The 24,695-nt window shown below is 71.5% G+C and carries 23 protein-coding genes; 20 read left to right on the top strand and 3 right to left on the bottom strand.

Annotated elements, in window-relative coordinates:
* Window positions 1–4: 4 nt before the first annotated feature.
* Window positions 5–949 (bottom strand): helix-turn-helix transcriptional regulator, encoded by a 945-nt coding sequence (locus tag ACFT32_RS21170; protein ID WP_382491340.1) that lies wholly within the window; start codon window positions 947–949, stop codon window positions 5–7.
* A 367-nt stretch (window positions 950–1,316) separates the two neighbouring features.
* Here ACFT32_RS21170 and ACFT32_RS21165 point away from each other — a divergent pair, with 367 nt between their 5' ends.
* Window positions 1,317–1,652 carry a hypothetical protein gene (locus ACFT32_RS21165; protein ID WP_184594372.1) on the top strand — a complete coding sequence of 112 codons (336 nt, stop codon included), beginning with the start codon at window positions 1,317–1,319 and terminating at the stop codon, window positions 1,650–1,652.
* A gap of 177 nt (window positions 1,653–1,829) precedes the next feature.
* On the opposite strand, the gene ACFT32_RS21160 is transcribed toward ACFT32_RS21165, so the two are convergent.
* Window positions 1,830–2,246, bottom strand: a complete 417-nt coding sequence (locus ACFT32_RS21160; protein WP_382491338.1) for a pyridoxamine 5'-phosphate oxidase family protein — start codon at window positions 2,244–2,246, stop codon at window positions 1,830–1,832.
* A 124-nt stretch (window positions 2,247–2,370) separates the two neighbouring features.
* On the opposite strand from ACFT32_RS21160, the gene clpB reads away from it, so the two are divergent.
* The 5 genes from clpB (at window position 2,371) to ACFT32_RS21135 (ending at window position 9,014) form a co-directional block, all read left to right on the top strand.
* Entirely contained in the window at window positions 2,371–4,968 is a 2,598-nt protein-coding gene (gene clpB / locus ACFT32_RS21155; protein ID WP_382491335.1) for an ATP-dependent chaperone ClpB, read from the top strand.
* A 535-nt stretch (window positions 4,969–5,503) separates the two neighbouring features.
* Entirely contained in the window at window positions 5,504–6,031 is a 528-nt protein-coding gene (locus ACFT32_RS21150; RefSeq protein WP_382491332.1) for a hypothetical protein, read from the top strand.
* A gap of 77 nt (window positions 6,032–6,108) precedes the next feature.
* Complete coding sequence (locus ACFT32_RS21145; RefSeq protein WP_382491329.1) at window positions 6,109–6,765, top strand: peptidase inhibitor family I36 protein; 657 nt, start codon at window positions 6,109–6,111, stop codon at window positions 6,763–6,765.
* Between the two features lie 148 nt (window positions 6,766–6,913).
* Window positions 6,914–7,441, top strand: a complete 528-nt coding sequence (locus tag ACFT32_RS21140; RefSeq protein WP_031142427.1) for a YbjN domain-containing protein — start codon at window positions 6,914–6,916, stop codon at window positions 7,439–7,441.
* A gap of 274 nt (window positions 7,442–7,715) precedes the next feature.
* Window positions 7,716–9,014, top strand: a complete 1,299-nt coding sequence (locus ACFT32_RS21135) for an NlpC/P60 family protein (RefSeq protein WP_382491326.1) — start codon at window positions 7,716–7,718, stop codon at window positions 9,012–9,014.
* Window positions 9,015–9,043: 29 nt separating this feature from the next.
* On the opposite strand, the gene ACFT32_RS21130 is transcribed toward ACFT32_RS21135, so the two are convergent.
* Window positions 9,044–10,237 carry a pyridoxal phosphate-dependent aminotransferase gene (locus ACFT32_RS21130; RefSeq protein ID WP_382491324.1) on the bottom strand — a complete coding sequence of 398 codons (1,194 nt, stop codon included), beginning with the start codon at window positions 10,235–10,237 and terminating at the stop codon, window positions 9,044–9,046.
* 185 nt (window positions 10,238–10,422) lie between these two features.
* On the opposite strand from ACFT32_RS21130, the gene ACFT32_RS21125 reads away from it, so the two are divergent.
* The 14 genes from ACFT32_RS21125 to ACFT32_RS21060 all read left to right on the top strand — a co-directional run bounded on the left by ACFT32_RS21125 (window position 10,423) and on the right by ACFT32_RS21060 (window position 24,682).
* Window positions 10,423–10,989 carry a hypothetical protein gene (locus ACFT32_RS21125; RefSeq protein WP_382491322.1) on the top strand — a complete coding sequence of 189 codons (567 nt, stop codon included), beginning with the start codon at window positions 10,423–10,425 and terminating at the stop codon, window positions 10,987–10,989.
* A 159-nt stretch (window positions 10,990–11,148) separates the two neighbouring features.
* Entirely contained in the window at window positions 11,149–11,421 is a 273-nt protein-coding gene (locus tag ACFT32_RS21120; protein WP_382491319.1) for a hypothetical protein, read from the top strand.
* Between the two features lie 635 nt (window positions 11,422–12,056).
* Window positions 12,057–12,584: a DUF2617 family protein gene (locus tag ACFT32_RS21115; protein WP_382491316.1), complete on the top strand. Its 528-nt coding sequence runs from the start codon at window positions 12,057–12,059 to the stop codon at window positions 12,582–12,584.
* Between the two features lie 136 nt (window positions 12,585–12,720).
* Window positions 12,721–14,376 (top strand): polyamine aminopropyltransferase, encoded by a 1,656-nt coding sequence (locus tag ACFT32_RS21110; protein ID WP_382491313.1) that lies wholly within the window; start codon window positions 12,721–12,723, stop codon window positions 14,374–14,376.
* A 102-nt stretch (window positions 14,377–14,478) separates the two neighbouring features.
* The gene (locus tag ACFT32_RS21105; RefSeq protein WP_382491310.1) at window positions 14,479–15,534 is read left to right on the top strand and encodes an SRPBCC domain-containing protein; all 1,056 of its coding nucleotides are present in this window, start codon (window positions 14,479–14,481) and stop codon (window positions 15,532–15,534) included.
* 51 nt (window positions 15,535–15,585) lie between these two features.
* A complete protein-coding gene (locus ACFT32_RS21100; RefSeq protein ID WP_382491307.1) occupies window positions 15,586–16,383 on the top strand; it encodes an aldose 1-epimerase in 798 nt (265 codons plus the stop codon).
* A 10-nt stretch (window positions 16,384–16,393) separates the two neighbouring features.
* Window positions 16,394–16,942, top strand: coding sequence for an orotate phosphoribosyltransferase (gene pyrE / locus ACFT32_RS21095; protein WP_030245666.1), 549 nt, complete (start codon window positions 16,394–16,396; stop codon window positions 16,940–16,942).
* Window positions 16,943–17,085: 143 nt separating this feature from the next.
* Complete coding sequence (fbaA, locus tag ACFT32_RS21090; RefSeq protein ID WP_215119995.1) at window positions 17,086–18,117, top strand: class II fructose-bisphosphate aldolase; 1,032 nt, start codon at window positions 17,086–17,088, stop codon at window positions 18,115–18,117.
* A gap of 65 nt (window positions 18,118–18,182) precedes the next feature.
* Window positions 18,183–19,649: an MFS transporter gene (locus ACFT32_RS21085; protein WP_382491304.1), complete on the top strand. Its 1,467-nt coding sequence runs from the start codon at window positions 18,183–18,185 to the stop codon at window positions 19,647–19,649.
* Window positions 19,650–19,772: 123 nt separating this feature from the next.
* A complete protein-coding gene (locus ACFT32_RS21080) occupies window positions 19,773–20,186 on the top strand; it encodes a DUF3151 domain-containing protein (protein WP_382491301.1) in 414 nt (137 codons plus the stop codon).
* A 154-nt stretch (window positions 20,187–20,340) separates the two neighbouring features.
* Window positions 20,341–21,171, top strand: coding sequence for a tryptophan 2,3-dioxygenase family protein (locus ACFT32_RS21075; protein ID WP_382491298.1), 831 nt, complete (start codon window positions 20,341–20,343; stop codon window positions 21,169–21,171).
* Window positions 21,164–22,354, top strand: a complete 1,191-nt coding sequence (kynU, locus tag ACFT32_RS21070; protein WP_382491296.1) for a kynureninase — start codon at window positions 21,164–21,166, stop codon at window positions 22,352–22,354. The genes ACFT32_RS21075 and kynU overlap by 8 nt, the downstream gene beginning before the upstream one ends.
* 247 nt (window positions 22,355–22,601) lie before the next feature.
* The gene (locus ACFT32_RS21065) at window positions 22,602–23,468 is read left to right on the top strand and encodes an alpha/beta hydrolase (RefSeq protein WP_382491294.1); all 867 of its coding nucleotides are present in this window, start codon (window positions 22,602–22,604) and stop codon (window positions 23,466–23,468) included.
* A gap of 164 nt (window positions 23,469–23,632) precedes the next feature.
* Window positions 23,633–24,682 (top strand): alpha/beta hydrolase, encoded by a 1,050-nt coding sequence (locus ACFT32_RS21060; RefSeq protein ID WP_382491292.1) that lies wholly within the window; start codon window positions 23,633–23,635, stop codon window positions 24,680–24,682.
* Window positions 24,683–24,695: the final 13 nt, after the last annotated feature.

Here is a 24,695-nt window from a genome sequence, read left to right as displayed (position 1 = left end):
CATTTCAGTGCTCCTGCTGAAGGATCCCCGACTGCGCTATCAGATATCCGAGTTGGGCCCGGCTGCCGCTGCCCAGGGCCGAGGCCAGCTTGGCTATGTGCGCACGGCAGGTGCGTACGTTCATGCCCAGCCGGCGTGCGATGGCCTCGTCGACGTGGCCCTCGACCAGGAGCTTGGCGATCGAGTACTGGATCTCCGTGATGCCGTCGCGGGCGGTCTCGTACGGGGTGCCCGTGCTCAGCGGCACCGAGCGGTCCCACAGGTACTCGAAGAGCTTGATGAGGTAGCGCACCAGGCCGGGGTGGCGCAGCTCCAGGGCGACCTGCTGGTCGTCGCGGGCGGGGATGAAGGCGACCGACTCGTCGCAGATGATCAGGCGCTCGACGAGTTCGTCGATGGTGCGGTACTCCGCCTTGCCGTTGGAGAGCTGGGCGGCGTAGGCGAGCTGCTCGGGGTTGTAGTGGGCGGTGTGCTGGTACAGGGTGCGGATGCGCACGCCGCGTTCGATCAGCGGCCTGTCACGCTCCAGCCCGCGCAGCAGGCTGCGTTCGGACATCCGGTCGCTCGGCTGGACGGTGAGCATCTCCGCCTGGCACTGGACGGTGGCCATGTTGAGCGCGGCGTTGATACGTTCGCCGCCTTCGAGCACAGTGATGGCGTCACTGGTGGCGGCCAGCTGGGTACCCAGGGCCATGAACGGCTGAAAGGTCTCCGCGAGGCCGGTTGCCAGACGACGGCGGTCGGCTATCTCCTGCTCCAGCGGGTTGAGCTGCCGGGACAGGGCGACCGCCGGGGGCACCGGCCGCAGCCAGTTCGGGTCGTCCGGATCCGGATGAAGCAGGGCGAACTCCACCAGGCAGGGGGCGGGCTCCGCATCCTCGCGAGCGATGCGTCCGGCGCGCAGTGCGGCGGCATACAGACGGCCGCCCTCCTCGCACCACTCGGTCATCGCATGGGGATGTGTCGCCTTAGTCCGATTCGCTGCCAAATCTCCACCCCCCAGGGTCCTGAACATGCAGGAACATGATGCATCGATTGTGTGGCCATGACGTGCCCGAATGAGCCATCGTCGTACCTGACGGGGGAAAAGGGGACCTTCAAGTGAGGACGAAGCCGACTATGCGTAACAGAATGCTTCGCTCGGTGCTTGTCGCCGCCTTCTCCGTCGTTGTGGCTCTCGGCACTCTGAGTGGCTTCTCCGATGCGAAGGATGATGTTCGGGCGAACAGCAGCTGGCCGTCTGTTGCCGTGAACACCAACGGCGCGAGTAACAGCAGTTGGCCGAGTTCCGGGGCAGCGGAATCCGGGAGCTGACCGTGACCACTCCACCCGACGACCGCTCCTTCCGTCGTGAAATGGCCACCGCCTACCGCTCCGGCTGGCACTTCATCGACCTGGTCACCGCCATCCCCCACAGTGGTGACTCGTTGATGGTGACTGTTTTCGGCGAGCCGGTGGTCGTCACCCGGGACGAGGACGAGGACGTGCGGGCTTACCGGTGTCTGCGGCGGCCTCGGGGGGCGCCGCAGCCCGTGCGATGTGCCGTACGGTACGGAATGATCTTTGTAAACCTGGACCAAAGGGACCACGAGCAGGTGGACGCCGAATCCCCTGCCCCGAGGACCATCTCTGCCACCCCCCGCAGTGCCTGACGCGATTCCCCCGTCGTAACAGATCGCTCAGGTGCTTCCCCCCGCAGCGGCGTCACCGTGACCTGAACACGGTGACGCCGCTGCAGTTTTGGGGGACATTTCCTGGAATCGGCCTGGTCACGCGGTGGCCGGAAGCAGTCGATCACCGGTGTGGATTTTCACTCCGCTCAACCTCGCTCACCCTCGCCCCATCGCTCGCGTCAGCTCGATCTCGATGACCACGCGCGCCGGGTTGGGCGACGGGGTCCGGCCGTAGCGCTCCGCGTAGCGGCGTTCCGCCTCCGCGACCCGCTCGGGCTCGCCGTGGACGAAGGCCCGGCCCTCCAGCGTCGCCCACCGCTTCCCTTCCATCTGGCAGACGGCGACGGCCGCCCCCCGCTCCCCGGCGGCCAGTACATGGCGCACCTTGGCGCTCGCCTTGTTCGCGATCACCCGAGCCAGACGGGCCTCGGGATCGTATGTGACTCCGACGGGTACCACGTGCGGAGTGCCGTCCGGGCGGGGAGTCGTCAGGGTGCAGACGTGCCGTTCCCGCCAGAAGGCGAGATACGGCTGGTCGGGGGCACTCGGATCGACGGAGTACTTGGTGGCCATGACCCGGAACTTAACCCCTCGCGCACTCCCGGATCCGGCCTTGAGTGGAATAGACTCAACTTTATGTACGCTGATTGAGTCAGTGCGCTGATCTGGTCAGTGCAAGGAGGAGGAGAACGCGAACGTGGACGCCGAGCTGACCAACCGGAGCCGGGACGCGATCAACGCGGCCAGCAACCGGGCCGTGACCGAGGGGCACCCCGACCTCACCCCCGCCCATCTGCTGCTCTCGTTGCTCCAGGGCCAGGACAACGAGAACATCACCGATCTGCTCGCGGCCGTCGACGCCGATCAGGCGGCCGTACGCGCCGGAGCCGAGCGCGTGCTCGCCGGGCTGCCCAGCGTGACCGGCTCCACCGTGGCGCCGCCCCAGCCCAACCGCGAGATGCTCGCCGTCGTCGCCGACGCGCAAGCCCGCGCCAAGGAGCTCGGGGACGAGTACCTCTCCACGGAGCACCTCCTCCTCGGCATCGCCGCGAAGGGCGGCGCGGCCGGCGAGGTGCTCTCCCAGCAGGGCGCCGACGCCAAGAAGCTCCAGGCCGCCTTCCAGAAGGCGCGGGGGCAGCGGCGGGTGACCACGGCCGACCCCGAGGGCCAGTACAAGGCCCTGGAGAAGTTCGGCACCGACTTCACCGCCGCCGCCCGCGAAGGCAAGCTCGACCCGGTCATCGGGCGGGACCAGGAGATCCGGCGGGTCGTGCAGGTGCTGTCCCGGCGGACCAAGAACAACCCCGTGCTGATCGGTGAGCCCGGTGTCGGCAAGACCGCCGTCGTCGAGGGGCTCGCCCAGCGGATCGTGAAGGGCGATGTGCCCGAGTCGCTGAAGGACAAGCGGCTCGTCGCGCTCGACCTGGGCGCGATGGTCGCCGGCGCGAAGTACCGGGGCGAGTTCGAGGAGCGGCTGAAGACCGTCCTGGCCGAGATCAAGGACTCCGACGGGCAGATCATCACCTTCATCGACGAGCTGCACACCGTCGTCGGGGCCGGTGCGGGCGGCGACTCCGCCATGGACGCCGGGAACATGCTGAAGCCCATGCTCGCGCGCGGTGAGCTGCGCATGGTGGGTGCCACGACCCTCGACGAGTACCGCGAGCGCATCGAGAAGGACCCCGCCCTGGAGCGCCGCTTCCAGCAGGTGCTGGTCGCCGAGCCGACCGTCGAGGACTCCATCGCGATCCTGCGCGGACTCAAGGGGCGCTACGAGGCCCACCACAAGGTGCAGATCGCGGACAGCGCGCTGGTCGCCGCCGCGTCGCTCTCCGACCGGTACATCACCTCCCGCTTCCTGCCCGACAAGGCCATCGACCTCGTCGACGAGGCGGCCTCGCGGCTGCGCATGGAGATCGACTCGTCCCCCGTCGAGATCGACGAACTCCAGCGCGCCGTCGACCGGCTGAAGATGGAGGAGCTGGCGATCGGCAAGGAGACCGACGCGGCCTCCCGCGAGCGCCTGGACAAGCTGCGCCGCGACCTCGCCGACAAGGAGGAGGAGCTGCGCGGCCTCACCGCCCGCTGGGAGAAGGAGAAGCAGTCCCTCAACCGCGTCGGCGAGCTGAAGGAACGCCTCGACGAGGTGCGCGGCCAGGCCGAACGCGCCCAGCGCGACGGCGACTTCGACACCGCCTCCAAGCTGCTCTACGGCGAGATCCCGGGCCTGGAGAAGGAGCTGGAGGCCGCCTCCGAGGCCGAGGAAGAGGTCGCGAAGGACACCATGGTCAAGGAGGAGGTCGGCTCCGACGACATCGCCGATGTCGTCGCCTCCTGGACCGGCATCCCGGCCGGGCGCCTGCTGGAGGGCGAGACGCAGAAGCTGCTGCGCATGGAGGACGAGCTCGGCAAGCGCCTCATCGGGCAGACCGAGGCGGTGCGCGCGGTGTCCGACGCCGTACGACGCTCCCGCGCAGGCATCGCCGACCCCGACAGGCCCACCGGCTCCTTCCTCTTCCTCGGCCCGACGGGCGTCGGCAAGACCGAACTGGCCAAGGCCCTCGCCGACTTCCTCTTCGACGACGAGCGGGCGATGGTCCGCATCGACATGTCGGAGTACAGCGAGAAGCACAGCGTGGCCCGCCTCGTCGGCGCCCCGCCCGGATACATCGGCTACGAGGAGGGCGGCCAGCTCACCGAGGCGGTGCGCCGCCGCCCGTACTCCGTCGTCCTGCTGGACGAGGTGGAGAAGGCCCACCCCGAGGTCTTCGACATCCTGCTCCAGGTCCTGGACGACGGCCGGCTCACGGACGGCCAGGGCCGCACGGTCGACTTCCGCAACACGATCCTCGTGCTGACGTCGAACCTGGGCAGCCAGTATCTGGTCGACCCGGTGACCAGCGAGGAGGAGAAGAAGGAGCAGGTCCTGGAGGTGGTGCGGACCTCCTTCAAGCCGGAGTTCCTGAACCGCCTGGACGACCTGGTCGTCTTCGCCGCGCTGACCAAGCCGGAGCTGGAGCGGATCGCGAAGCTCCAGCTCGACCGTCTGGCCAAGCGCCTCGCCGAGCGGCGCCTCACGCTCGACATCACGCCCGGGGCCCTGGCCTGGCTCGCCGAGGAGGGCATGGACCCGGCGTACGGCGCCCGCCCGCTGCGCCGCCTCGTGCAGTCCGCGATCGGCGACCGCCTCGCCAAGGAGATCCTCTCCGGCGAGATCAAGGACGGTGACACGGTCCGGGTGGACCGCTTCGAGGAGGGCCTGATCGTGGGCCCGGCGACGGGCAAGACCCTCTGACCGAACGCTCATGCCCCGACGACGGCCCGCCCCGCACATGTGGGGCGGGCCGTCGCATGCCGTGATGAGGCGAACCGGCCGGGCGTACGAGGTGTTCGGCGGTATTCGGCCAACTCTGGCCGCATCCGCACGGTGCGTTGCTTCCGCTTCACGGCGGCTTCACAGTTTCCCCCCAGAGGTCGAACGTCTTTTCGCATCTGCCCGTCGATTCCGCTCGTGAAGCGGTATCGGCCACGTTCCCTCGGGCCTCTGTCGGCGTGTTGCCGCTGTGTCTAGAGTGACTGGGCTGCCAGTGAAGTGGACCTGACCAGTCCTGCCTGGCGCGTTGACCATTCACGGGGGATTCACGGGGGAATTCAGCCATGCACGTCATTCCGCGCGCCTTCACGCCGCCACCCGTCCGCTGACGGGGATCTCATCGCGGCACGGCCCGCGCCGACGCCGGCACAGGTGACCAGCCCTTCGACGGCTCCCCTGTTCTGCCCCGCTCCGTACTGCTCTCACGCGTACCGACTCCAGCCCAGAAGGAATGCCCATGCGCAAGATCCTGACCGCAGCCGGTCTCGCCTCGTCCGCCCTCGCGATCGGCGTGCTGTTCGCCGGCCCGGCGGCCGCCTGGACGGCCTCGTCCCAGTTCGACGTCGTCTTCCCCGGCCAGAAGCCGCAGACGACCTACTACGTGGAAAACACCGGTGCGAACACGACGTCCAACGGCAACATGACCGGGAAGTCGGTCGTCTACTGGCAGCTCGGCGTCGACCAGGTGATCGACGGCTCGACCCGGTTCACCAGCTTCAAGATCACGACGCGACTCGAGTCGCGCCTCGGCACGTCCGGGACCGACGAGATCAGAACCAAGAAGACCTGCGACATGACCGAGGTCGTCAACAACCACTACGCGTGGTCCTACGACTCCCCTGAGAACACCTGCGTCGCTCCGTCCACCACCTACGACGGTGAGCTGTGGTGGTCGTCGGACGCCACGGTCGTCTACGACATCGAGGGCGACGGCAAGGGCGCCATCACCCAGGAGCTCGTCGGCACCAGGCTGATCCACGGCTGACCAGCCGAACCCGTCAGCCCACCACGACACATCCCGGAGAGACAGACGTGATACGCAGATCGTTGACGGCTGCCCTCGTGGCAACCGCCTCGGCCACCGTGCTCGTGCTCACCAGCGGCACGGTGGCGCACGCGGCCGAGGAGCCCACCGCCGAGCCGTCGGTCACCGCCACACCGGCGGACGAAGCGCCGGCGAACCCCGTGATCGCCGAGTACAACGGGAAGAAGATCAACCTCGCCGATTCGTGGGAGGGCGCCGACAGCTGTACCGAGCTGCCCAGCGGCGAGGTGCACTGCTACGACTCGGACGCCGAGGCGCTGGCCGACCCCGAGCTGCCCGCCGAGATCCGCGCGGAGACGCTGAAGGCCACCGCATCCGCTTCCGCCGGGCCCAGCGCGGCCGCCGCGCCGCCCGCCCGGTGCGTCGCCGACTACTGGTGCCTCTATATGAAGGTCGGCTACAAGGGCAAGCTCCTGCGGCTGTACTCCGACGGGAAGAAGGACCTCAACGAGTGGGGCTGCCGGGACAAGCTGAGCGCCGTCTACTACTGGGTCGGCCGCTACTCGGTGAACTACGGCGACGCGAAGATCACCGACCTGCGCTCCTGGCCCGTCGAGGACCGGGTCCGGCGGCTCGACCCGCCGGGCGGCTGGTCGAACTTCACCAACCTCGACTACCCGGGCGGCGGGCACTGGAACAACAAGGTCGACATCTTCGAGGTCCGTCGCGCCTGACAGCGGTGTGAGGACTCCGGTGGGTACCCGGTACTTCCCCTGACCGGCCGGATCCTGTCAGCCGAGGGCTGACGGGGCCCGTCCGGGCTTGCCACCCCCCTCCCCGCATGGGGGAGGATGGCGGAATCCGTACGAAGGGAAATTCACGGTGACCATCGACCCGTCCTCGATTCCGAACTTCGGGGGCCAGCCCGAGCCGCAGCCCGGCGGCCCGGCCGGCCCCGTCGTCCCGGATCAGGACCTCGTGAAGCAGCTCCTCGACCAGATGGAGCTCAAGTACGTCGTCGACGACGAGGGAGACCTCGCGGCGCCGTGGGAGCAGTTCCGCACCTACTTCATGTTCCGGGGTGAGGGAGACCAGCAGGTCTTCTCCGTGCGGACGTTCTACGACCGGCCCCATGAGATCGAGGCGAAGCCGCAGATCCTGGAGTCCATCGACGACTGGAACCGCCGCACCCTGTGGCCCAAGGTCTACAGCCACACCCACGACGACGGCACGGTCCGCCTGATCGGCGAGGCCCAGATGCTGATCGGCATGGGTGTCAGCCTGGAGCACTTCGTCTCCTCGACGGTCAGCTGGGTGCGTGCCGCGATCGAGTTCGACAAGTGGCTCATCGAGCAGCTCGGTCTCGAGGAAGAGATCAACGAGGCGGAGAAGCCCGAGGACGAAGAGTAGGCCCAGCGAGGCCCCGCCCCAGCGGCGCGTCGGCGCGTACGAGCAGGACCGGTACGTGCTGTACGCGCCGTATGTCTTTTCGGCCCAGCCGGCCCCCTGGGGCTCGATCTTCACGGAAGGTTCACAAGTTTGCTAAGTTGACCGCTGCGTGCACGACTTCGACCGACAGGCAGGTGGTCTCGTGCGCTTGCGGACGGAAGGAGCGCCCTTTCCATGGCGTCGGAACGCACCTCGCGCCCCGAAGTGACCGACTTCGCGAACAAGGCCAACTCCGTTGGCGAGTGACGGCGAGGGCCCGAGCCCCGACGAGGTCCGGCAGTTGGTCAACAGGCTCTACGACCGGGCCGAGAGCGACACGGGCAGGTACAACGCGACCCGCGCCGCCTCGATCCCGCGCCGGCGGGGAGCGGCCACCGGTGGCCAGTCCCGGGAGGGCACGGAGCCCGCGGTCGGAACCTTCGCCCGGAAGTGGTTCGACTCCGCCCGTGCCACATTGGGCCCGACCCTGCCGGCGACGCTGACGGACAGGAAGTCGCCGGTCCGTCCCGGCCGCGCACCGGAGTCCGTGCGACCCGTGCGCCCGGCGGAACGCCCCGCGGAACCCCTCGCCCTCGAAGCGCCCAAGAAGCCCACCGGTGTCGCGCGGGAGCTGACCGGCGGAACAGCTCAGTCACCGACCACCGGATCCCTCCCGGAGATCCCCGCCCAGCGTGTCGCACCGGCTCTGCCGGGCGAGTCGCGGCGGGACGAGAGCGTTTGGCCCGGTGACGCGCTACCGGTCCTCGGCGGCGACGCGGCGGCGTGGCCGCTGTACGAGCCCGTACCGGCGCCCGCCCCGGAGCCCGGCCCACTGCCCGGCCCGCAGTCCACCGTGACGCTGCCCACCGTCCCGGGCCCCACCGCGGGCACTCTCCGGGCGGATCTTCCGGCCGGCGGGACGGAGGCCTACGGTGCCGGTCCGGCGACCGGCGCGACCGCGACGTATCCCACGGCTCTGCCGGCCGATCCCGCCGCTCACTACACCTCCGCTGCACCGGCCGGCCTGACCGCCCCGCCCTATGACGCCGGTCTGCCGGACGTCCCGGCAGCTGCCCTGACGGCTCCTGCTCCGGTACTGCCCACCGAGCCGGCGGCCGCCCCCGCCCCCGCCCGCTTCGCTACGTTCACACCCGGCGCCTACGGCGGATCGTGGCTGCCGCCGGACAGCGGCCACCGCGGCCGGGCCGAGCAAGTGATCGCCTTCGCCCGGGCGCAGACCGGCAGACCCTGCGTCTGGGGCGCGGTCGGGCCGGGATCGTACGACGCCCCCGGTCTCACCCAGGCCGCCTGGAAGGCCGCCGGCGTCATGCTTCCCCGGACCACGCAGGCCCAGTGGGAAGCGGGAACGCAGGTCTCGCTCGCTGACGCCCAGGCCGGAGACCTGGTCTTCTTCCACGACGACCTCGGTCACGTCGGCATCTGGAGCGGCGACGGCATGATGATCCACGCCCCAGGCCCCGGAGCGCTCATCCGTGAGGAGTCGGTGTTCTTCGCCGGCCAGTCGGCGATCAAGGGCGCGGTCCGCCCGGCCTGACGCCACTCTCCGGCCGGTTCCCCATGCGTCTAGAACGCCGCCCCGAGCCGCTTCGCCGCCTCCTCCAGCACCCCCGTCCGCTTGCAGAACGCGAACCGCACGAACGGGGCGCCCTCCTCGCGGTGGTCGTAGAAGACCGCGTTCGGGATGGCGACGACACCGGCCCGTTCCGGCAGGGCGCGGCAGAAGTCGAAGCCGTCCGACTGGCCGAGGGGGCGGATGTCGGTGGTGATGAAGTAGGTCCCCGACGGGCGGAACACCCGGAACCCGGCCTCCTCCAGGCCCGCCGCCAGCAGGTTCCGCTTGAGCAGCATGTCGTCCCGGAAGGCCGTGAAGTACGACTCGGGCAGTGTCAGGGCCTCGGCGACCGCGAACTGGAACGGGCCCGCCGAGACGTACGTCAGGTACTGCTTCGCCGAGCGCACCGCCGTGACCAGCTCGGGGGCCGCCGTCACCCAGCCGACCTTCCAGCCGGTGAACGAGTAGGTCTTGCCTGCCGAACCGATCGTCACCGTGCGCTCGCGCATCCCCGGGAACGTCGCCAGCGGCACATGCTCGGCCTCGTCGAAGACCAGGTGCTCGTACACCTCGTCCGTCACCACCAGCAGATCGCGCTCCACCGCCAGCTCGGCGATCGCGGCCAGCTCCTCACGGGTGAGGACCGTGCCGGTCGGGTTGTGCGGGGTGTTGATCAGCAGCAGCCGGGTGCGGTCGGTGACGGCGTCGCGGAGCTCGTCCAGGTCGAGGCGGAAGCGGCCCTCGTCCTCGTGCGCGCGGAGGGTGACCGGCACCCGGCGCCCGCCCGCCATCGCGATGCACGCCGCGTACGAGTCGTAGTACGGCTCGAAGGCGATCACCTCGTCGCCGGGCTCCACCAGGGCCAGCAGTGAGGCCGCGATGGCCTCCGTGGCCCCGGCGGTGACCAGGACCTCCGTGTCGGGGTCGTGGGACAGGCCGTAGCGCCGCAGCTGGTGGGCGGCGACCGCGGTACGCAGCTCGGGGACACCGGGGCCCGGCGGGTACTGATTGCCGCGGCCGTCCCGCAGCGCCCGTACGGCGGCCTCCCTGACCTCCTCGGGGCCGTCGGTGTCGGGGAAGCCCTGCCCGAGGTTGATGGCACCGGTGCTCAGGGCCAGGGCGGACATCTCGGCGAAGATCGTCGTCCCGAACTCGGCGAGCCGGCGATTGAGGAGGGGGCGCGCGCTGGAGGTCATGCCGGCCATCCTCCGCCGAAGCTCCGGAGTTCCTCAACCACCGGCCCGGACGAGAACCTGCGCCGGTATCCGCGGCGCCGCCTCCGAGCGGGAGCAGGGCTGCGTAGAGTACCCGCGGTCTGCGAACGGAGAAGACGTTGGACGCGGTCGAGTTCCCTCTCAGTGCTCGGGTGCGCGGGGCCCGGCGATGGCTCGTGGCCACGAGCATTGCGGGTGCCGTACTCGTGGGAGCCACCGTGGCCTCCGTGGTCGCCGATGCCTCCGGGTGGGTGTCGGTGCCGCGGGCGATCCAGGCGGCTCTGGTGCTGGTGACGCTGTTCGTGCTGCCCGTCGCATGGGTGGGAGTGCACGCCGTGTGGGTGCTGCGCGGGCGGGCCGAGCTCTTCGTCGCCGCCGCACAGCACCCCCGGCGGCGTCCCAGCGACCGGCAGTTGGTCAGCCACCTGCGCAACGAGCACCCGCTCACGCCACTGTGGTGGATGGTTTCCGTCCTCGGCGGCCTCGGCACGCTCTGCCTCGGAGTCGCGCTTCCGTTCGCCCTGGCGGACGGCGCCGTGCTCGACGGTGCACTCCTGGGGGCCGGGCTCGCCGTGTCCCTGGCCGCCCTGTCCCGGGCCGTGCCCGGTATCCGCCGCGCGGCCCGCCAGGGCTCGGAGGACGAAAGGCGGCGTGCCGAGCTGTGGTCCCTGCCCACCGCCGTCGAACGCCGGCTCATGATCCCCCTCCTCGGCGCGGGCGACGGGGCACACCTCGGAGCCTGAGCGATCGTTCCGTGCAGGCCAGGGCCGTCACCCTGAGAGAAGGCTCTGAACTTCCTCAACTCTGCTTTGGGCCGTGCGGGGGCCGGGCATCCCCTGTTCACGCAAGAGCGAGGCGCCCACGGGGGGCCGCTTCGGGGGAAACGAAAGGAGGGTGACGCCATGGTTATCGGCATCATCCTGGCGGTGTTCGCTGTCATCCTGATCGCGGCGCTGGTGTCCGGGGTCCGCAGGGGCGGTTCCGGGCGGTCGGCGCGTCGCGGGGGGTGGACGTCCTCCGGTTCGGCGAGCAGCGGCAGCGGCAGCTGGTGGGCCGGCGGGGGAGACTCCGGCTCGTCCGGTTCGTCCTGCAGCAGCGGCTCGTCCTGCGGAGGCGGGTCGTCCTGCGGCGGGGGCGGTGGTGGCGGCGGTGGCTGCGGCGGCGGAGGCAGCTGACGGCAGTCGGCAGGTCTTCCCCACGGGGAGAGCACGGGGGACCTCACGGGGGACCTCACGGGGGAGTTCACGGGGGAAGCCGCACCACCGAACGCGGGGTCCGCATCTGGGCGGGCCCCGTGTTTGCGTGCCGGGCCGTGGTCCGGGGATCCCGGAGTTCCCGTCCGGCGGATCCGTCGAACGCCTGTCGGGCAACTGAGCGAGGTCTCAGACAACTTCGCATGCCTGTAGGACAACCGCGTCCATGGGACGGCGTACCCGGGCGTGACTCCGGCAACTGCGCCCGTCAAACGGCCACTTCGGGAGCGTGCCGGGAGCCCGGACGCCCGGCCGTCGCGACTCCGGGCGCGAGCCACGGCGCACCGGCGCACGCCTCCCCGGCACCGGCGCACGCCGTAGTTGAACAATTGAGCTGTAGAGCCCTCTGAGGGATGGAAACCCTACGAACTTGGGTAAAAACGCTGTGGCGGCGCCACAGTTCATGATTCCCTCTAACACACCAACGCAGCCCTTCGGACGCCCTGCGGACACTTTCCAGAAACCGGCCGACCGGGTTGATCCGGGCCGAACCCCCCGGTGCTACCGGGGCGCGGCGGACCCACCTCCCTCTCCTTGTGTGCTTGCGGAGCCGATCCATGCTCACGACCCTGAACACCTCCTACACCGACACGCGCGCGGCCGATCTCGCCTGGGCGCTGGGCCGCGAGCCGCTTCCCGCACTGGCCGCGATGGACCTCGAACTGACGGGCGCCAAAATGCAGTTGCGACTCCTCGGCGCGTCCCACCAGGTCCTGCTGGAGGAGGAGCGGGGCATCTGCTCGGAGACGGTGGCGTGCATTCCGGGCAGCAGCACTCCGCTTCCGCTCGGCGTCGCCAAGCGGGTGGGCGACTGGGAGTACGAGTTCGCCGCCCGGGTCGAGGTCCTCTCGCCCGGCTCCTTCGAGGGCCGCGCCCAGGAGTTGCTGGCCCTCGTCTCCGACCACCCGCACGGCCTCGTAGGCGTCTTCCCCGGCAGCCCGCACGCCTTCACGGCACTGCTGGCCCAGCACCACGAGGGGCAGGTGCACTGGCGGACCTGGCACGCGTACCCGCAGGACGGCCAGTTGGTCGCGACCCGTACGAGAGTCGGCGTACGGATGCCGGCGACGGCCGCCGCCCACTGAACGTCCCCTTCCCTCCGTACCGATGACGAACCGACGAACCGGCGAACCGAATCTCGTACCGATATCCGGCCTCTGTAAACCAGCACCACACGTGTGGGTGACGAACCGCAGTCGAGGCGTGACGTAACGTCGCAGAGTGATCGAGCCGCACGCGCCCGCCCCACCCGGTTCCCCGCCGCCCTGGAGCGCCCCGAGCGGCCCCGGCGGCCCGGCGCGGCTGCCCGTCCGGCCGGGCACCGGACGGTTCCTGGTCCTCGCGGGCGTGTTCGTCTGTGCGGCCTGCGGACTCGTGTACGAACTCGAACTCGTCGCCCTCGCCTCCTACCTGATGGGCGACTCGGTCACGCAGGCGTCCGTGGTGCTGTCCGTCATGGTCTTCGCGATGGGCATCGGCTCCCTCGCCGCGAAGCGCCTGCGCGGGCTCGCCGCGGCCGGTTTCGGCGCCGTCGAGGCCACGCTCGCGCTCGTCGGCGGATGCAGCGCGATGGCCCTGTACGCCGTGTTCGCCTGGACCGGCCACTGGGGCGGCATGTGGGCGAGCGGCCCCCGCTGCCTCCTGGTCGCCTTCTCCCTCGCGACCGGAGTGCTCATCGGCGCCGAGGTCCCGCTGCTGATGGAGCTGATCCAGCGCATCCGGCGCCAGGACGCCGGCGGCGCGGTGGCCGACCTGTTCGCCGCGGACTACGTCGGTGCCCTCGTCGGCGGCCTCGCCTTCCCCTTCCTCCTGCTGCCGTTCCTCGGCCAGCTCACCGGCGCGCTGCTCACCGGCGCCGTCAACGCCGTCGTCGGCGGGGCGCTGGTGCTGGGGCTGTTCCGCCGGGATCTGACGCGGCGCGCCCGCTGGCTGCTGCTGCTCGCCAACGGCCTCGTGCTCGCGATCCTCGCCTCCGCCGCCGTCCTCGTCGACGACTTCGAGCGGGCCGCCCGGCAGGCGATGTACGGCAGGGACGTCCGCGTCGCGCTCCAGACCGGTGTGCACGAGGTCGTCCTCACCGGCGGCACGCACGGCCGGCCCCTCGACCTGTTCCTCGACGGCCGGCTCCGGGTCAGCGGACGCGACGAACTCCGCTACCACGAGGCCCTCGTCCACCCCGCGATGACCGGGCGGCACGCGCGCGTGCTGATCCTCGGCGGCGGTGACGGCCTGGCGGCCCGCGAGGTGCTGCGCCACCCCGGAGTGGACCGGGTCGACGTCGTCGAACTCGACGCCGAGGTGGTCCGGCTGGCCCGCACCGACCCCGGCCTGTCCGCGCTGAACCGGCACGCCTACGGCGACCCGCGCGCGCATGTGACGATCCAGGACGCCTTCGGCTGGCTGCGCGGAGCGCCCCCGGCGGCGTACGACGTGGTCGTCTCGGATCTGCCCGACCCGGGGATCACGGCGAGTACGAAGCTGTACTCGCAGGAGTTCTACGGCCTCGCGCGGCGTGTGCTGGCCCCCGGCGGCCGGCTCGTGGTGCACGCCGGGCCGGTCGCGTCCAGCCCCCGGGTGTACTGGACGGTGGACGCGACAGTGCGCGCGGCCGGCCTGCGTACCGCCCCGTACGGTACGGGCGGCCGGCGCGCCGGGTTCGCCGTCGGCCCCGACCGCACACCCGCCGACCGCTCCCGGGCGCCCCGGGACTGGGGTTTCGTCCTGGCCGCCCGCACGGACCCGCGGCCACGCCTCGACCCGGACGGTCCGCGCCCCCGGACCCTCACGGACGCGTCCCTGGCGGCGGGGGCGCGGGCGGCGCGGGGCACGCGGATCGCCGGGCTGCCCGCTTCGACGCTGGTGCATCCGCGGTACTGAGCCGGGGCGGGGTCGCGGAGGATACGCCGGGCGGACCCGGATCCGGAGCGAATCCCGGAGGTGGGGGTGCGTTTCCGCCTGTGCTGGGTAGAGTCCGTCGACATGGAGCACGAGGTGTTCGTTCCGGTTCCGGCCGAGCGGCTCAGGGAGGTGCTGGACGACCCCGCGCGGGTCGCCCGGGTGGTACCCGGGCTCCAGCAGGACGCCGGCGCCGAGCCCGTCACGGGGCGGCTGAAGATCCGCGTCGGCAGTCACTCCGTCACCTACCGGGGTGCCGTACGGGTCTCCCGGCGGGACGACGATGCGTACGCCGTGGAGGGTGAGGCGGAGGAGTCGCGCGGCAGCGGCTCGGTCAAGCTCGCGCTGCGGATCGGCCTGCGGGAGGCGGAGGACGGCTGCACGGTCCTGTTCGACGGCACGGCCTCGGCGGACGGGCGGATCAAGGACCTGCCGGCCGACGCGGTGGAGGGAGCCGTCGTCCGGCTGCTGAACCGCTTCGCGGAAGGCCTGGCCGAGGCGGCGCCGGAGACGACCACGTCCTTCGCCACGCAGGACTTCGAACCCAGGGCGACGACCGACTACGAAACGACCCCGGACGCGGACGACGAGTCCCCGCCTCCGGCGAAGGCCGACGGAGGTACGGCGGCGGCCGGCGACGACGAGAGCGCCGCGCCCTCGGGGACCGCGGGGACCTCGGGGACCGCGGGGAAGCCTGCCGCCACCGGCCCGGGCGACGAGGGCCCGGCTGCCGGTTCGGGTGGTGAGGGTCCGGCTGCTGGTCCGGGTGGTGAGGGCCCGGCCACCGGCCCCGGTGGCGAGAGCGCCGGCTCCGGTTCGGCCGGCGAGGGTTCTGCCCCCGCCCCCGACGACGAGCCCTCCGCCCCCGAACCCCCCGGGGTTCCGCCGGCCCCTGGCGGGCGCTCCGCCGAGGGGGACGAGGACGCCGAGTCCATCGCCGAGGCGGCGCATGCGCGGCGGACGATGATCGGGCGTAGTGCCGAGGAGGTCGATCACGCCCCGCCGCGCGGGCGGTACGCGCCGGTGCCCGCGCCGCAGACCGTGACACCCTCGGCCCCGCTGCGCTGGGCGGCGCCCGCGGCCGCGCTCGCGGTGGCGTCGGCCATCGTCGCGGTACGGGCCCTGCGCCGACGGCGCTGAAACGCCCCGTTCCGCATGAGGCCCTCTTGATCACCCGAGTAGGGTCGACCCGTGAGTGACGAAGACATCACGCTGACCGCGGGCGACGCGGAGGTGACCGTGCAGCCGGGCAACGGCGGCCGGGTCGGAGGGCTGCGGATCGGCGGCGTGGAGATGCTCCGGCAGGGCGAGCGCTTCGGCTGCTTCCCGATGGTGCCGTGGTGCGGAAGGGTCCGCGACGGACGCTTCCTGGACGGCGCCGTGGTGCGGCAGCTGCCGCTCAACGCCCCGCCCCACGCCATCCACGGCACCGTCCGCGACCACGCCTGGCACACCGCCCGCACGAGCACGGACGAGGCCGTCATCACGTACGAGCTCGTCGACCCCTGGCCCCACCCCGGCCGCGTCACCCAGATCATCGCCCTCGCCGAGGACGCGCTGACGCTCACCACGTCCGTCGAGACGTACGACTCGTCCTTCCCGGCGCAGATCGGCTGGCACCCGTGGTTCAACCGGAACCTGGGCGGCGAGGGCGCCCAGGACGTCCGGCTCGACTTCGAACCCGCCTGGCAGGAGGAGCGCGGCGACGACCACCTGCCCACCGGCAACCGCCTCGACCCGAAGCCCGGCCCCTGGGACGACTGCTTCGGGATGCCCGGCGGCGTCGACGTCACCCTGACCTGGCCCGGGCAGCTGGAGCTGAAGGTGGCGAGCCGCGAGGAGTGGGTCGTCGTCTACGACGAGCAGGAGGCCGCCGTGTGCGTGGAGCCGCAGACCGGGCCGCCCAACGGGCTCAACACCCTGCCGCGCCTGGTCACGCCCCTGGAGCCGCTGGAGGCCACCACGACCTGGAGCTGGCGCCGCCTCTAAGCTGGGCCGCATGACGGACACACGCGGCGCGCTGCTGCAGCAGATCAAGGACAAGGCCGTGGTGCACGGCAAGGTGACCCTGTCATCGGGTCTGGAGGCCGACTACTACGTCGACCTGCGCCGCGTCACGCTCGACGGCGAGGCCGCCCCGCTGGTCGGCCAGGTGCTGCTGGACCTGACCGCCGAGCTGGACTTCGACGCCGTCGGCGGGCTCACCATGGGCGCCGACCCCGTCGCCGCCGCCATGCTGCACGCCGCCGCCGCGCGCGGGAAGCGCCTGGACGCCTTCGTCGTCCGCAAGGCCGCGAAGGCCCACGGCCTGCAGCGGCGCGTCGAGGGCCCGGACATCGCGGGCCGCCGTGTGCTGGTCGTCGAGGACACCTCCACCACCGGCGGCTCCCCGCTCACCGCCGTCGAGGCCGTACGCGAGGCCGGAGCCGAGGTCGTCGCCGTCGCGACGATCGTCGACCGGGCGACCGGCGCCGCGGAGAAGATCCAGGAGGGGGCCGGGGTGCCGTATCTCTTCGCCTTCTCGAAGGACGAGCTCGGGCTGGACTGACCAGGGCGTGGACGGTGGCCTGGACCTTCCGGCCAAGTCTGGAAAGATGGGGCCGACGATGACGTCGCATCCCAAGGTCTAGGTCAGGGCCGTAAAGAACGCAGAACGCAGTACCCCAACCCGCAGATACAAGGAGCGGACGCATGCCCATCGCAACTCCCGAGGTCTACAACGAGATGCTGGACCGGGCGAAGGCAGGAAAGTTCGCCTACCCGGCCATCAACGTGACCTCCACCCAGACCCTGCACGCGGCCCTGCGCGGTTTCGCTGAGGCGGAGAGCGACGGCATCGTCCAGATCTCCACGGGTGGTGCCGAGTTCCTGGGCGGTCAGTTCAACAAGGACATGGTGACCGGTTCGGTCGCCCTGGCCGAGTTCGCGCACATCGTCGCCGAGAAGTACCCGGTGAACATCGCCCTGCACACGGACCACTGCCCGAAGGACAAGCTCGACGGGTACGTACGTCCGCTGCTGGCGCTCTCCCAGAAGCGCGTCGAGGCCGGTCTGAACCCGCTGTTCCAGTCCCACATGTGGGACGGCTCCGCCGAGACCCTGGCCGACAACCTCTCCATCGCGCAGGAGCTGCTGGAGATCGCCCGCGCCGCCAAGATCATCCTCGAGGTGGAGATCACCCCGACCGGTGGCGAGGAGGACGGTGTCTCGCACGAGATCAACGACTCCCTGTACACCACGGTCGACGACGCGATCCGCACGGTCGAGGCCCTCGGCCTGGGCGAGAAGGGCCGCTACCTGCTGGCCGCGTCCTTCGGCAACGTGCACGGCGTGTACAAGCCGGGCAACGTCGTGCTCCGTCCCGAGCTGCTGAAGGAGCTGAACGAGGGCGTCGCCGCCAAGTTCGGCAAGGCTGGTTCTCCGGGGCCCTTCGACTTCGTCTTCCACGGCGGCTCCGGCTCCACCGCCGAGGAGATCGCCACCGCGCTGGACAACGGCGTCGTGAAGATGAACCTCGACACGGACACCCAGTACGCCTTCACCCGCCCCGTCGCGGACCACATGCTCCGCAACTACGACGGTGTCCTGAAGGTCGACGGCGAGGTCGGCTCCAAGAAGACCTACGACCCGCGCACCTGGGGCAAGCTGGCCGAGGCGTCCATGGCCAAGCGTGTCCTCGAGGCCTGCGGCAACCTGCGCTCCACCGGCACCAAGATCAAGTAAGTCACGTTTGCACGGCTTGAGCCCGGCACCGCCTGTGGTGCCGGGCTCTTCCGTATGCTCCCTGCATGCCCGATGTCCGGCTGGCCTCCCCGCAGGGCCGATGGATCCTGTTCACCACCGTCCTCGGTTCCAGCATGGCCATGCTGGACTCGACCGTCGTCAATGTCGCGCTGCCGCGCATCGGCCGTGACCTCGACGCGAATCTGTCCGCCCTCCAGTGGACGGTCAACGCGTACATGGTCACGCTGGCCGGGCTGATCCTGCTGGGCGGGGCGCTGGGGGACCGCTTCGGGCGCCGGAAGGTGTTCGTCGTCGGCGTGGTGTGGTTCGCGGTGGCGTCGCTGCTGTGCGGGATCGCGCCGGACGCGGGGACGCTGATCGCCGCGCGGGCGTTGCAGGGAGTGGGCGGCGCGCTGCTCACCCCCGGGTCGCTGGCGCTGATCCAGGCGTCCTTCCACCCCGACGACCGGGGCCGGGCCGTCGGACTGTGGTCCGGCTTCGGCGGGGTCGGCGCGGCGGTCGGGCCGTTCGTCGGCGGCTGGCTGGTGGACGGGCCGGGCTGGCGGTGGGTGTTCCTGCTGAATGTGCCGCTGGCCCTGGTGTGCGTGCCGGTGGCACTGCGGCATGTGCCCGAGTCGGGGGACGGTGAGGCGCACGGGCGGTTCGACGTGCTCGGTGCGGTGCTGGGTGCGGTGGCGCTTGCGCTGTTGACGTACGCGCTGATCGAGGCCGGTGACGGCGGTCTGATGGTGGCGGTCACGGCGGTGGCCGGCGTGGCCGCGGCCGTCGCGTTCGTGGTCGTCGAGCGGCGCAGGCCCGAGCCGATGATGCCGCCGGACATCTTCTCCTCCCGCCAGTTCACGGTGATCAACATCGTCACGCTGTGTGTGTACGCGGCCCTCGGCGGTTTCTTCTTCCTCGCGGCTCTTCAGCTCCAGGTCGTCGTCGGCTACTCCGCCCTCGGGGCCGGTACGGCGCTGCTGCCGACGACCGTGCTGATGCTGCTGCTGTCGGCGCGGTCCGGGGAGCTGGCCGACCGGATCGGGCCGCGTCTGCCGCTCACGGTGGGGCCGCTGCTGTGTGCCGTCGGGATGCTGCTGATGCTGCGGGTGGGGCCGGGCGCGTCCTACTGGGCCGATGTGCTGCCGGCGCTGCTGGTGCTCGGGCTGGGCATGGTCATGCTGGTGGCGCCGCTGACGGCGACGGTGCTGGGTTCCGTGGATGTGGCGCGGGCGGGGCTGGCCAGCGGGATCAACAACGCGGCGGCCCGGGCGGCGGGTCTTGTGGCGGTGGCGGCGCTGCCGTTGCTGGCAGGGATGGGGGAGGAGGCGTACCGGGAGCCGGCCGCCTTCGACGCGGCGTTCGGGCGGGCGATGGGGTGGTGTGCGGGGGCTCTGGTGGTGGGGGCGTTGATCGCGGGGGCGACGGTGCGGAGGCCGCCCCCTGGATGCAAGCGGCCGGAGTGTCTGCGGCACGGCGGTGTGGTGTCGCCGCCGTTGGAGGGGGAGCCGGTGCGGAAGCGGTTGGGGTAGAGGCGTTGTCGTAGGTGCTGGGCGTTGGTGCCGTTGCGCCCACCCGTGCCGCCCTGGGGGCACCTCCCAGGCTGGGGGAGGCACGATTGCCCGCAGCTGAGCGGGATGGCGCAGACTTGGGGCATGTCCATTCACGAGAACCTTCTCGGGGGTCCGCCCCCGACCCATCTCCCCGACGACCCCGGGCCGCGGGAACTGCTCGCGTCGGGTACCTCGCCGGTCGACGTCGCCGCCGCGCATCCGACCTCCTCGCTCGCCTGGGCGCAGCTCGCCGACGAGGCGTTCGAGCGGGGCGCGGCCGTGGAGTCGTACGCGTACGCCCGTACGGGCTACCACCGCGGTCTGGACGCGCTGCGCCGCAGCGGCTGGAAGGGCCACGGCCCGGTGCCGTGGGAGCACGAGCCGAACCGCGGCTTCCTGCGCGCCCTGCACGCCCTCGCCCGTGCCGCGCAGACGATCGGCGAGCAGGAGGAGTACGAGCGCTGCTCCCAGTTCCTCAAGGACTCCTCGCCGACGGCGGCGCAGGTCCTGGGCTGACGACAGCGGTCCGTGTACGCGAGGCCCGTCCGGTCAGCGGGCGGGCCTTGCGGTTCCGGGGGACGATTGCGGAAGATGCCCGTGGGGACCGGGGCCCCCGTGTCGGATTCGGCAGGGGCGGACCGCTACCCGGAGTTATACGCAGGAGACAGCGATGTCCCTTGAGGCTCACGAGCCCGAGACCCCGCATCTCGACTTCCAGGGCACCACGCCGTACGAGGACTACGTCAAGGCGGACGTGCTCACCCACCTCCAGCACACCCTCTCGGACGACCCGGGAGAGATGGTCTTCCTGGTGACGACCCAGGTGATGGAGCTGTGGTTCACCGTCATCGTCCACGAGTGGGAGACGGCCGCGCGGGCACTGCGCGGCGACGACATCCCCACCGCGACCGCCGCGCTGAAGCGGTCCGTGCGCGAGCTGGAGGCGCTCAACGCCTCCTGGAGGCCGCTCGCCCAGCTCACGCCCGCCCAGTTCAACTCGTACCGCAGCGCCCTCGGCGAGGGCTCCGGCTTCCAGTCGGCGATGTACCGGCGCATGGAGTTCCTGCTCGGCGAGAAGTCCGCGTCCATGCTCGTCCCGCACCGGGGCGCGCCGCGCGTGCACGCCGAGCTGGAGAAGGCACTGCACGAGCCGAGCCTGTACGACGAGGTCGTACGGCTGCTCGCGCGGCGCGGGTACGACGTCCCGGAGGCCGTGCTGCGGCGTGACGTGGCGAAGCGCTACGAGCCGTCGCCGGAGGTGGAGGCGGCCTGGACGGCCGTCTACTCGGGTGACGAGAGCGACGGAGTCGCCCGGCTGGGCGAGGCGCTGAGCGATGTCGCCGAGCTGGTGTGGCGCTGGCGCAACGACCATCTGGTCGCCACCCGCCGCGCGATGGGCTCCAAGACCGGCACGGGCGGCTCCGCCGGGGTGGCCTGGCTGGAGAAGCGCGCGCAGAAGAACGTGTTCCCCGAGCTGTGGACGGCGCGGTCCTATGTCTGAACCGGCGATGAGGGCCGAGAAGCTGGACGCCGCCGACGAACTGCGCGGCAAGCGAGACGGGTTCGTCCTCGACGAGGTGGTCTACCTCGACGGCAACTCGCTCGGCGCGCTGCCGGCCGTCGTGCCCGGACGGGTCGAGGACGTCGTACGGCGCCAGTGGGGCGAGCTGCGCATCCGGTCCTGGGAGGAGAGCGGCTGGTGGACGGCGCCCGAGCGGATCGGTGACCGGATCGCCCCGCTGGTCGGGGCGGCCGCGGGCCAGATCGTGGTCGGCGACTCGACAAGTGTCAATGTTTTCAAGGCACTTGTGGGGGCGGTGCGCCTCGCCGGGGACGACCGCGACGAGATCCTCGTCGACGCCACGACCTTCCCCACCGACGGGTACATCGCGGAGTCGGCGGCGCGGATGACCGGCCGCACGCTGCGGCCGGTGACACCGGCGGAGGTGCCGGGCGCGCTGTCCGGCCGTACCGCCGCCGTCCTCCTCAACCACGTCGACTACCGCACCGGCCGGCTGCACGACCTGCCGGCGCTGACGGCCGCCGTGCACGAGGCGGGCGCGCTCGCCGTGTGGGACCTGTGCCACAGCGCGGGCGCCCTGCCGGTCGGGCTCGACGAGCACGGGGTGGATCTGGCGGTCGGCTGCACCTACAAGTACCTGAACGGCGGGCCGGGTTCACCGGCGTATCTCTATGTGCGCCGGGAGTTCCAGGACCGCTTCGACTCCCCGCTGCCCGGCTGGAACTCCCACGCCGAGCCGTTCGGGATGCGTCCTGCCTATGAACCGGCCTCCGGTGCGCCGCGCGGCCGGGTCGGTACGCCGGACATCCTCTCCATGCTCGCCCTGGAGGCGGCCCTGGAGGTGTGGGACGGGGTGCCGGTCGAGACGGTGCGGGCCAAGTCCCTCGCGCTGACGGACTTCTTCCTGGAGTGCCTGGCTGAGTACGTGCCCGAGGGCAGGGTCGAGTGCCTGACGCCGGTGGCGCACGCGGAGCGGGGCAGCCAGATCGCCCTGCGCTGCGACGACGCCGGCGAGGTGATGAAACGGCTGATCGAGCGGGGTGTGGTCGGCGACTTCAGGGCGCCGGACGTGCTGCGCTTCGGGTTCACGCCGCTGTATGTGGGCTTCGCCGACGTGGAGCGGGCGGCGCGGGTGCTGGCGGAGACGCTGTCCCTCGCGTGAGCCGTCCGTGACTGACGGCCGCGTGTGACGGACGGCCCCTGCCGCCGCGGGGGCCGTTCGTTCCCGACTCGCCGTTCGTCACCAACTCGCCGCAGACGCAAGGAAACGGCTGAACCGTCCGATCTTCACCCAGCGTGACATCCACGGTGTCCGCGCATGTCACGTGCCTGGTACCGTCCCGGCCAACGGCCGACTTCTGACCTGGTCCGCCCGTACGTTCTCGCTCGTTTCGCTGGAAGGTTGGAGCATGACGGACGACGTCGCAGCAGCACGGGCCGCTGCCGAGGAGAAGTCGGCGTTCTCCCACGAGCCCGTCGGTCCCGACGCCACCGCCGCCTACGGCGACCACCCCGACCAGGTGATCGACTTCTACGCCCCGCGCGGGCAGGCCGGCCCGGGCGGACTCGCCCCGGTCGTGCTCGTGCTGCACGGCGGTGCCTGGCGGGCGCCGTACGACCGGCGTCACATCAGCCCCTTCGCGGACTTCCTCGCCCGTCGCGGCTTCGCCGTGGCCAGTGCCGAGTACCGGTGCGGTGGCGGTGACGACTCCCTCGCGGGCCGCTGGCCCGACACCTTCGACGACGTGGCCGCCGCGCTGGACGCCCTTCCGGCGCTGGTACGGGAACTGCTGCCGCAGGCCGACCCGCGCCGTACGGTCCTCACCGGCCACTCGGCGGGCGGGCACCTCGCGCTGTGGGGTGCGGCCCGGCACGTCCTGCCGGCCGGCTCGCCCTGGCGCACCGGTGGCCCGGTGGCCCTGCGGGGCGTGGTCGCCCTCGCTCCGATCGCGGACTTCGCGGTCGCCGACAAGCTGGATGTGTGCGGGGGTGCCGTGCGCCAACTCCTGGGCGGGGACGAGCACTTCGCCGAGCGGCAGCCGTACGCGGACCCCGCGCTGCTGCTGCCCACCGGCATCGCCACCACCCTCGTCCAGGGCCGCGCGGACCTCGATGTGCCGCAGATGGTCGCCGAGTCGTACGCGGAGGCGGCTGCGAAGGCCGGGGAGATGGTGGGGGTGACGCTGCTGGAGGGCGTCGGGCACTTCCCGCTCATCGATCCGGCGGCGGACGCGTGTGCCGTGGTGGCGGAGGAGATCGAGCAGTTGGCCTGGTGAGAGGCCTTCCCGGCCGGACCCCTAGAGGGGTCCCTGGCCATACCCGTAGTACCTGAGAGCTACTCCGCAGGTGAGTTCCTCGGTGGGACGCGGACGACGAGTCCCGCTCCGTAACTTCCCTTCCGTGCAGACCCGATGGCCGGGTGCGCTGGAGGGGGACGACCATGGGGTCCGCATCGAGGTACCGCCGTAGTGACGGCCGGGGCGACGGCGACGGCGACCGCGACGGAGGCCGCGACGGCGGTGGTGTGCGGCGCCGCGTCGGCCGATGGCGTCGTGCCGCGCTCGCCGCTCTCGTCACGGGTGCGGTGGTTCTCCCTCTTTCCGGTGCGGTGCGGCCGGAGATCCCCGCGCCCGCACCCGCCACTCTCGCTCCGCTCAGCGCGTCGACGCTGGACGAGGCGTACGCGGCCAACCGTGCCAACGCCGCCGAAGCGGCCCGGATGGCCGCGGGCCATCATGACCGTGCCCGGGCCGCGACGGACCGTTCGCTGGCCGCCCCGGCCCGGCGTCTTCTCGCCTTCGACGGCCGCGGCTCGGGCCGGGTGACGGAGGTCCTGGGCGACCTCGGCCGGGCCGACCGGATAGCCGTCCTGGTCCCCGGCTCCGACACGAGCCTCGACACCTACGGCCGCTTCCACGCGGCCGCCGCCGCGCTGTACGGGCAACTCGTCCGGCAGGCCCCGGCGGGCACGCGCACCGCGGTGGTGGCCTGGCTGGGCTACGAGACGCCGGGCACGGTCAGCACGACGGTCACCACGACCGGCAGGGCGGAACAGGCGGCCCCGCAACTGCGCGCCCTGGTCTCCGACCTCCGCGCCATTGCGGGCGACGGACCGCGCGTCTCGCTGCTGTGCCATTCGTACGGCTCGGTCGTCTGCGGGCGGGCCGCCGCGGGGCTCGCCGTCGACGACCTCGTGCTCGTCGGCAGCCCCGGAACCGGCGCGGCCTCCGCCGCCGGCCTGCGCACCCGCGCCCGCGTCTGGGCGGCCCTCGGGGGCGACGACTGGGTGGCGAACGTCCCGCATGTCAGCACGAACCTGTTCGGCACCACCGTCGGCTTCGGCACCGACCCCGTCTCCCCGGCCTTCGGCGCCCGGGTCTTCACGGCCGGCGACGGCGGCCACAGCGACTACTTCAGGCCCGGCTCGGCCTCCCTGACCAACCTGACCCGGATCGTCCTGGGCGAGACCAAGGCGGTGACCCATGGCTGACAGCGGTGTACGG

The sequence above is a fragment of the Streptomyces sp. NPDC057002 genome, from assembly GCF_042673825.1.
Classification (GTDB): domain Bacteria; phylum Actinomycetota; class Actinomycetes; order Streptomycetales; family Streptomycetaceae; genus Streptomyces.
This window is presented reverse-complemented; position numbering and strand designations above follow the sequence as displayed.